The organism is uncultured Megasphaera sp. (genome assembly GCF_958350005.1).
Taxonomy (GTDB): Bacteria; Bacillota; Negativicutes; order Veillonellales; family Megasphaeraceae; genus Megasphaera.
Map to the genome: position 1 here is coordinate 1 of NZ_CATWFF010000099.1, position 7661 is coordinate 7661.

At 54.5% G+C, this 7661-nt stretch carries 8 protein-coding genes and 1 pseudogene; 2 read left to right on the forward strand and 7 right to left on the reverse strand.

Features of this window, described 5'->3' with window-relative positions; translation table 11 throughout:
• Positions 1–814 (reverse strand): MerR family transcriptional regulator (locus Q3886_RS06845; RefSeq protein ID WP_301860523.1); only part of this gene is annotated, 814 nt, incomplete at its 3' end.
• A 92-nt stretch (positions 815–906) separates the two neighbouring features.
• Between Q3886_RS06845 and Q3886_RS06850 the strand changes: the two genes are divergently transcribed.
• Both Q3886_RS06850 and Q3886_RS06855 read left to right on the forward strand, forming a co-directional pair.
• Positions 907–1278, forward strand: a complete 372-nt coding sequence (locus Q3886_RS06850) for an SMR family transporter (protein WP_301860525.1) — start codon at positions 907–909, stop codon at positions 1276–1278.
• Complete coding sequence (locus tag Q3886_RS06855) at positions 1268–1597, forward strand: SMR family transporter (protein WP_301860526.1); 330 nt, start codon at positions 1268–1270, stop codon at positions 1595–1597. The genes Q3886_RS06850 and Q3886_RS06855 overlap by 11 nt, the downstream gene beginning before the upstream one ends.
• Positions 1598–1670: 73 nt before the next feature.
• Here Q3886_RS06855 and Q3886_RS06860 read toward each other — a convergent pair whose 3' ends face one another.
• From Q3886_RS06860 to Q3886_RS10030, 6 genes and pseudogenes are all read right to left on the reverse strand, one after another.
• Positions 1671–2993, reverse strand: a complete 1323-nt coding sequence (locus Q3886_RS06860; protein ID WP_301860527.1) for an aspartate ammonia-lyase — start codon at positions 2991–2993, stop codon at positions 1671–1673.
• 11 nt (positions 2994–3004) lie between these two features.
• Positions 3005–4195, reverse strand: coding sequence for a [FeFe] hydrogenase H-cluster maturation GTPase HydF (gene hydF / locus Q3886_RS06865; RefSeq protein ID WP_301860528.1), 1191 nt, complete (start codon positions 4193–4195; stop codon positions 3005–3007).
• Positions 4196–4197: 2 nt separating this feature from the next.
• Positions 4198–5451: a nitrogenase component 1 gene (locus tag Q3886_RS06870; protein WP_301860529.1), complete on the reverse strand. Its 1254-nt coding sequence runs from the start codon at positions 5449–5451 to the stop codon at positions 4198–4200.
• Complete coding sequence (locus Q3886_RS06875; RefSeq protein WP_301860531.1) at positions 5442–6770, reverse strand: nitrogenase component 1; 1329 nt, start codon at positions 6768–6770, stop codon at positions 5442–5444. The genes Q3886_RS06870 and Q3886_RS06875 overlap by 10 nt, the downstream gene beginning before the upstream one ends.
• 4 nt (positions 6771–6774) lie before the next feature.
• Positions 6775–7533: a nitrogenase iron protein NifH gene (locus Q3886_RS06880; RefSeq protein ID WP_301860532.1), complete on the reverse strand. Its 759-nt coding sequence runs from the start codon at positions 7531–7533 to the stop codon at positions 6775–6777.
• Positions 7534–7553: 20 nt separating this feature from the next.
• Positions 7554–7661, reverse strand: a pseudogene (locus Q3886_RS10030) (hydrogenase expression/formation protein HypE); the annotation flags it as partial.

Consider the following 7661-nt stretch of genomic DNA (forward strand, 5'->3'; position numbering starts at 1 on the left):
TACTTTTTTCTACGCGTCCGGCCAGTTTCATAATGTACTGCTCATCATCGCTTTCAGAGAGATGATTAATCACGTCTTCCTCGTAAATACTGCCGCGCAGTGCATACCCCTGTTGATTCAGCTGGCAGACAAAGTCGGCATAAGCCTGCGTCAGCTGCTCATACGGAACCTGTACATATTGGACTGCATACTGCCCTGCCGGTCTTACATGGAGGTATTTCCGCTGTATGGGCCGATCAACAGGGGAACAGTACCAGGTCGTATGATAGGTCATGGCAGCGATTTCGGCTTCACTGATGATTTCGCCTACGGTAAAAGACGTATACAGCCCATGAGCTTTACAGAAGGCAACATGCTGTCCCAGCGCTTCGATCATCGACTTTTCATCCTGTTTTTTCGGGCCCGGCGTGACGACAAACCATGTTTCTTCCTGCTCTTCAACAGAAATGGTACCAATATCCGCCTGAAAAGACTGATGGGTCACAGCAATGGTGTTTTTCAGAAGCTTGCGGAGGCGCTGAAGCCGTTTAATTTCCGCAGCCAGCACCTGATCCTGCTGGACCAGCATGTGCAGAAAATCATCAGTATTGCGATGTTTCATATACTCCTTGATTTCCTGAAGACTCAGGCCCACTTCTTTCAACACGCTGATTAAATCCAATATATCCGCCTGGTATACAGAATAGTATCGGTACCCGTTGGCGCCGATCCGAACAGGCCGAAGGAGTCCAATACGGTCATAATGGAACAACGTATCCTTGGTTACGCCACACAGGGCAGCAAATTCGCCGGTCTTCAGATGAATTTTTGACATATCTTTCTCCTTGACTATTGTGTAGCACCATAGTTTATACTTAAACTATACCAGATTATTCCTGTTTTTACAACTGATGAGGAGGTTATACCATGACTTGCAGAACAGCTCGCTGTTGGTTCCTGCTGTTTCTGGCGGTCTTGTTAGAACTGTTGGGAACAACGGCATTAAAATTCTTTTCTCTTGACGACGGCATGACCGGATATGGCGTAATGCTCGTGTGCATTTCCCTGTCTTACTGGCTCCTGAGCAAGGCTATTGAAGCGATTCCCGTGAGCACAGCCTATGCCATCTGGGAGGGAACAGGGCTCATCGGCATTACGATTGTAACGTATCTGCTGTTTCACGAATCCCTGAATCCACTGAAGCTCCTGGCTTTTGCCGCTATTATTTCCGGATTGCTGATGATCAAGTCCGGCACATCCGTTGCACCGCCAAAGGAGGAATCGACCTATGTCCGTTAGTATATTTGGCCTGATGGCTGTCACTACATCTGCCGTATTAGACGTACTCGCCAATATTCTGCTCAAAAAATCACAAGGCTTTCAGCATAAAGGATATGGTGCAGCCGCTCTGCTCTGCATCGCCCTGGCCTTTCTGAGCCTGGCCTATGCCATCGGCTTTCTTGAGTTAAGTATTGCCTATGCCTTATTCGGAGCCATTGGGCTCCTGCTGACAACAGTCGCCGATGTCCGGCTGTTTCGGCTCCGCATCCGTCCTCTGGGCGCTGCGGGACTGTTCATGACCGTTGCCGGCATCGCATTAATTCAGTTTATATCATAACTATATCTATTCGAGCAAGGTCTCGACTATACCAAAACCGGCCCAGGTTCCAAAGTGAACCCAGGCCGGTTTTCTATATATGCTGCATCATATCATCCAATGCCTGTTTGGCCTTATCCGGGCCGTACTTCCTGATAACGGCGCTGACTACGTCGTATCCCAGCCGGGGAATATACTGGGCACCAAAGGCGGCGGACTGTTCCAGATGGCGGCGGCACTGTTCTTCCCGTACAGTCAGCCCTTCGGCGCATTTCGTCCGGAACAGGATGACGGCCCGTTCCAGCAGTTCGATGCTCTCCAGGAGTGAGTCGGCAATAAGGGGCTCAAAGGCATTGAGTTCCAGCTCACCGTGGGAAGCTGCCATGGAAATGGCACTGTCATTGGCCATGACGCGCATGGCACACTGCATGACCATTTCCGGCAGAACCGGATTGATTTTTCCCGGCATAATGGAGCTGCCCTGCTGCAGCGGCGGCAGAGAAAGCTCGCCCAGTCCGCCGCAGGGGCCGGAATTGAGGAGGCGAAAATCATTGGCAATTTTCATGAGATTGACAGCCAGGGCTTTGAGCAGTCCCGATACTTCGACGAAGACATCGTTGTTCTGCGTCGTATCCATGGGATATTCCGCCGCAGCCAGACCGATGCCGGTCAGGCGACGCAACTCTTCCATGACGCGAAATCGATACTGCCGCGATGCATTTTCCGCTGTTCCTACGGCTGTACCGCCAAGATTGACCTGCCGCAGCCGTTCTTCTGTCTTGTACAGGCGCCACCGGTCACGGGCAATGGCCTGAGCGTAAGCGCCAAATTCTTCGCCTGCCGTAATGGGCACGGCATCCATCAGTTCCGTCCGCCCTAATTTAGGAGTTCTCTCATAGTGATTTTCTTTTTCCTGCAGAACTGTCTGCAGAGCAGCGCAGGCATCACTCAGCCTGCGGAGCTGCAGAATAGCGGCAATGCGCAGGGCCGTAGGATAGACGTCATTCGTCGACTGACCGCGGTTCACGTCGTCCAGGGGGTGAATGACATCGTACTGGCCATATTCCCTTCCCAGCCGCTTCAGGGCTGCATTGGCCACGACTTCGTTGACGTTCATGTTCGTCGAAGTCCCGGCACCGCCCTGCAAAGCTTCGGTGACAAAGTCATCATCGTACTGGCCGGCCAGTATATCGTCACAGGCAGCGGCAACGGCTTCGTAAATACCCGGTTCCCGCACGTGCAGCGCCGCATAGGTCAGAGCTGCCGCTTTTTTCACTGTAACCATGGCATAAATGAGATTTCTGTTGGTTTTCTTATGATGAAGAGAAAAATTTTCCATCGCCCTGGCTGTATTGATGCCATAGGCAGCCATGTCAGGCAGCTGCTTCTCTCCCAGACTGTCTCTTTCTGTTCGCATTCGTTTCTCCCTTACAGCAGGGTTGCCAGATACGGAAACATAGATACGCTCCGCTTCAAAATCCCCTGCATATAGGCAATAGTAATGCCGTAATTCGTAATAGCAATTCCCTGATCGGCAGCACATTTCATGCGGTACTGCACTTCCCGGGCCGGAAGCATACAGCCGCCGCAGTGAATGATCATGGCATACTGTGACAGGTCATCAGGAAAATCCCGGCCGCTCGTCGTTTCGATGCGAATATCCCGGCCCGTATAATTACGGAGCCAGCGGGGAATCTTGACCGAGCCAATATCGTCACACTGGCGATGGTGCGTACAGCCTTCGGCAATGAGGACCGTATCGCCGTCCTGCAGCCGTTCCACAGCCGTTACGCCGCGGACGGCTTCGGCCAGCCAGCCTTTATGACGGGCCATGAGGATGGAAAAGGACGTAAGCGGCACATCAGGCGGCGTATCAGCAGATACTTTGGCAAAGACCTGGCTGTCCGTCACGACGATAGCCGGCTTTCCTATCTGTTCCAGTGTGTGACGAAGCTCATATTCCTTGACGACGACAGCTGCTGCATCGGCTTCCAGAATATCCCGGATCGTCTGCTGCTGCGGCAGAATAATCCGTCCCTTCGGCGCCGCCGTATCAATAGGCACGACGAGGACAGCCATATCGCCGGGATGGAGCAAATCTCCGATAATAGGATCATACGGGTCCTGCGGCTTCATGCGGGCCAGGTGTTCCTTCAGGGCATCAATGCCCTGACCACAGCGGGCACTGACCAGGAGCGCCCCCTGCGGCGGAACTATATGCGGCGCAGCATCGGCCTTGTTGTACACGACAAGACAGGGAATCTGCTTGGCCCGAATCAGGGCCAGCAGCTCATCATCACAGGGCTGCCGCCCTTCCTGGGCATCAATGACAACGACGGCAATATCGGTCTTATTGAGGACCTGTTTGGTCCGCCGCACGCGCTGCTCTCCCAGTTCACCAACATCGTCGAACCCGGGCGTATCAATAATCATGACCGGCCCCAGTGGCAGCAGTTCCATCGCTTTATACACCGGATCGGTCGTCGTCCCTTTCGTGTCGGATACGATAGCCAGGTTTTGTCCCGTAACGGCATTGACAACGCTCGATTTTCCGGCATTGCGCCGGCCGAAAAAACCAATATGTATACGTTCGCCTGACGGCGTATCATTCATGCCCATCGCTATGCCTCCCGCGTAATCTGTCGTGCAAAGGAATCAAAATCATCAATGAGGTTGGGAATATCCTTTTCGTACAATCGTCCGGAAAAGGCTTCGTGTCCCAGGGGAATAAAGGCTGCACTGTCAGGACAAACGGGACGATACAGGGGATCGGCAATAACCGTCCCCCTAAAGTCCGCCAGACACTGCTGCAGTTCCGCTTCTGATACGACAGTACGGTCTTTGTCCTGCAGCACTCCTGGCCAGGCCTGGAGTGGACAATAGACGCGGACACCGTGCCCGTATTCATGACTGAGAGCTGCAGCCAGCGAAGCAGCATATACGCTTTCACCGATAATAATGACATCGTCTTTATCAGGGCCCATGCGCTTGGCACAGGTATAGCGGCTGCTCTTCGCCGCCGCAGCCATGCGGATATCCATGGCTGTGCCGCCCTGCAGGGACCGGCCCATCGGTACGCCGACGACATAGGGCGTGCCAAACCGCTGCTGCAGGGTCTGCGCCGCCGCGAGGGCACTGCCGGATACGACGAGATTGACGTCGGCCTCGCCGGCACGGCGAATATTTCCCAGCCGGCTGCCCATGGCCCAGGTACTGATGACGGAAAAGCCGCAGCCTTCCAGGAACTCCCGAATGGACTGATCGCTGCCGTTCATGGCGAAGTCCAGCGGCGTCAGACCCAGTACATTGACGCCAATCGCATCAGATGGCGCCGACTTGCCGACGCCACCGCAGGAGGCAAATTCCGGCTGCCACGAACATACCAGAGAAGACGCACTGCCGCAGGGTGCCGCTGGCTGCCTGTCCCGGACAACGCGCTGGGCCAGCATATTCAGCGCCCATTCGATGCCCTGTTCATACGTATGCATGCTGTTCGTCGGCGCAGCCATCGTCAGAATCCCGGTCTGCCCTTCAATGGCAGCAGCAATAGCGTCCAAATCGGTGCCCATCATAAAAGGAACAGGTGTGCCGAGAAGGACGATAAATTTAGGATTAAATTCTTTCGCTCCGTCGACAACATCATGTATCAGTTTGTCATCATTTCCCATGACGGCGTCCATTTCCGTCAGTCCTGAAATGAAGAGCAAACTGTCCGTATCGTACCAGCGCGGTTCGTCATGAGTCGTATAGGTAGAATTGCAGCCTGACGGATCGTGAATAACGATCATGCCGCCCAGCTCAAACAAGGCTGAACAGACGCCGAAGGTATCAGCCGAATACGCCGATATCCGGCTTATGGCTTCTTTTACAGACATGATGTGCACCCCCATCCTTTACGGCTAATAGCGGGCTTTACTTCTTTTTCCTGCACTGCTGCTTCCCGCATCCAGCGCAGCAGTGTCCGTACACCGGCAAAATCCCGAAGGCCGCCGTTTTCTGCCATATTGACAAAATGAGTGGTTCCTGTAAAGTACGCCGCCTTCTGGCCAATAGCCAGAACCGGGCGGTCCGTATGGCGATCAGCACGCCGCATGGCTGCATGGCGAATCGAATAGAGCCGCAGATCCGGATAATGCGCTTTCAGCCACTGAAAATCGGCACTATCATCACTGCCGACGGCATCGGCGTAGATGCGCGAAACGGCAAATCCATGTTCCAGCAGAACTTTGGCCAAATTAAAGGGACGAAATACAGCGGCAGCATCAATGGCAATTTCCTGCGAACCTACAAGGGATTTTGTCAGGGAAAACTCCTCTTCACAGGCTGCGGCTGCTGCGCTGCAGTCCAGATACGGAATATCCAACATATCTGCAACCTGCCGTAAATGCTCGTCAATTTCATCTGCCGAAAAGCTGTTGGACACATACAGCCCTTTCTGACCCAACTGGTCCTGCAGCGTATCAAGGCCAATATGAGCCAGCGGTTCCTGACCGATATTAACCACACTGGAAGCCATGGCCTGATAGTCGGCCCATGTCTTACAGGACGGCAGTTCCCGCAGAATCCGGCCGTGTTTCTGCAGCAGCTGCCGCAGTTCACAATCTGCCTGTACAGGCAGATTGCTGCCAATGAGGTTGACCGACATGGGGTCCGCTGCTGTCGGTTCCAGCAGGCTGTATATCTGCCGCCGTGTCCGCATTTCTGCCGTCAGTTTCGAATGGCGGCGAATGGGGTCCATCCAGCACAGGACGAATTTCGTCTGGCCGTACCTTTCTTGGAGACGATGGCAAACATCGTCCATATCGCAGCCCAGGAAATGATGCATACACGATGGATACAGAAAACATGCCGTCGGCAATTTGGGCAGACGGGACAGAATATCAGCCGTACTGGCGACGATGAAATCTTCCATTGTCCCGTCATACAGGCGCTGTTCCTCTACGACAATGGAAGAAAACCGGTCCATAGCTCCCATTTCCGCTGCCGTCAGCACGACGCCGCGCAGGCAGCCCAGAGCGCAGATATAAATCTGATGCGACCCGGGAACGAGCATATTGGTATGAACAATATTCCACGGCCCCCGGGCCGGCGGCGAATACTGCAGGCCATCGTAAAAGAAATCAGCAGAAGCGGCGTCGCCAATAGTCGTCCAGACTCCGGAAGCATCGCCTTGCGGTTGTATTCGTTTCAGCATCGTATCATCTCCTCTGAGCCGCAGCATATACGGCACGGGCCAGCTGCCGGTACTGCCCGGCCATGGGACTGTCCGGAAAGGCTTCGATAACCGTTTTTCCCAGTTCTTCTGCCTTCATGACCGTATCGCTCCGATCGAGAGCACCGATGACAGCTGTATGAAAATCGCCGGCCAGTTCCTGTACTTTTTCTTCTTCCCGCGGCACATGACGGCGGTTTAAAATAAATCCGCCCAGCCGGGCATAGCCCCGGTCCCGGAATGATTCGACAGCCATGGCAATATTGGCTGCTGCGTGAATGGCCATGTTTTCTCCCGACGTCAGGACAAAGACGGCATCGGCATAGCCTTTGTGCATGGGCATGGCAAAGCCGCCGCATACGACGTCGCCGAGAACATCGTAAAACACGATATCCGGCTGGTACAGGCCGTATGCACCAGCCGCCTCCAGCGTCTCCAGTGCTGCGACAATACCCCGGCCGGCACAGCCCCGACCGGGAAGAGGGCCGCCGGCTTCTACGCAGACGACGCCGCCATAGCCGGGACGGACAATATCTTCCAGAGACAGGGACTGCCCTTTCCGGCGCATGACGTCGAGAACTGCCGGCAAGTCGGCACGACCGCGAAGAGCCGCCGTCGAATCAGCCTTGGGATCACAGCCGATCTGCATGACCCGAAGTCCCGTATCGGCCAGAGCGGCAGCCATATTGGAGACCGTCGTCGACTTGCCGACGCCTCCTTTTCCGTATACGGCTATTTTTATCATGACCTGCACCTCCCTGCAGCTTAACAAATACGAGGCAACAATTCGCCTCCTGGCGGCGGAAGCAGCGTTTCTGCGCCTATTTCCGTACGCATGACGACCTGTCCCGGCCGGTCTTCCGTCACTTCGCC

Excerpts from the sequence above, each read along its gene's own strand:
- Q3886_RS06850 (WP_301860525.1), top strand. The coding sequence starts at position 907 with ATGACTTGCAGAACAGCTCGCTGTTGGTTCCTGCTGTTTCTGGCGGTC.
- Q3886_RS06855 (WP_301860526.1), top strand. The coding sequence starts at position 1,268 with ATGTCCGTTAGTATATTTGGCCTGATGGCTGTCACTACATCTGCCGTA.
- Q3886_RS06860 (WP_301860527.1), bottom strand. The coding sequence starts at position 2,993 with ATGCGAACAGAAAGAGACAGTCTGGGAGAGAAGCAGCTGCCTGACATG.
- hydF (WP_301860528.1), bottom strand. The coding sequence starts at position 4,195 with ATGGGCATGAATGATACGCCGTCAGGCGAACGTATACATATTGGTTTT.
- Q3886_RS06870 (WP_301860529.1), bottom strand. The coding sequence starts at position 5,451 with ATGTCTGTAAAAGAAGCCATAAGCCGGATATCGGCGTATTCGGCTGAT.
- Q3886_RS06875 (WP_301860531.1), bottom strand. The coding sequence starts at position 6,770 with ATGCTGAAACGAATACAACCGCAAGGCGATGCTTCCGGAGTCTGGACG.
- Q3886_RS06880 (WP_301860532.1), bottom strand. The coding sequence starts at position 7,533 with ATGATAAAAATAGCCGTATACGGAAAAGGAGGCGTCGGCAAGTCGACG.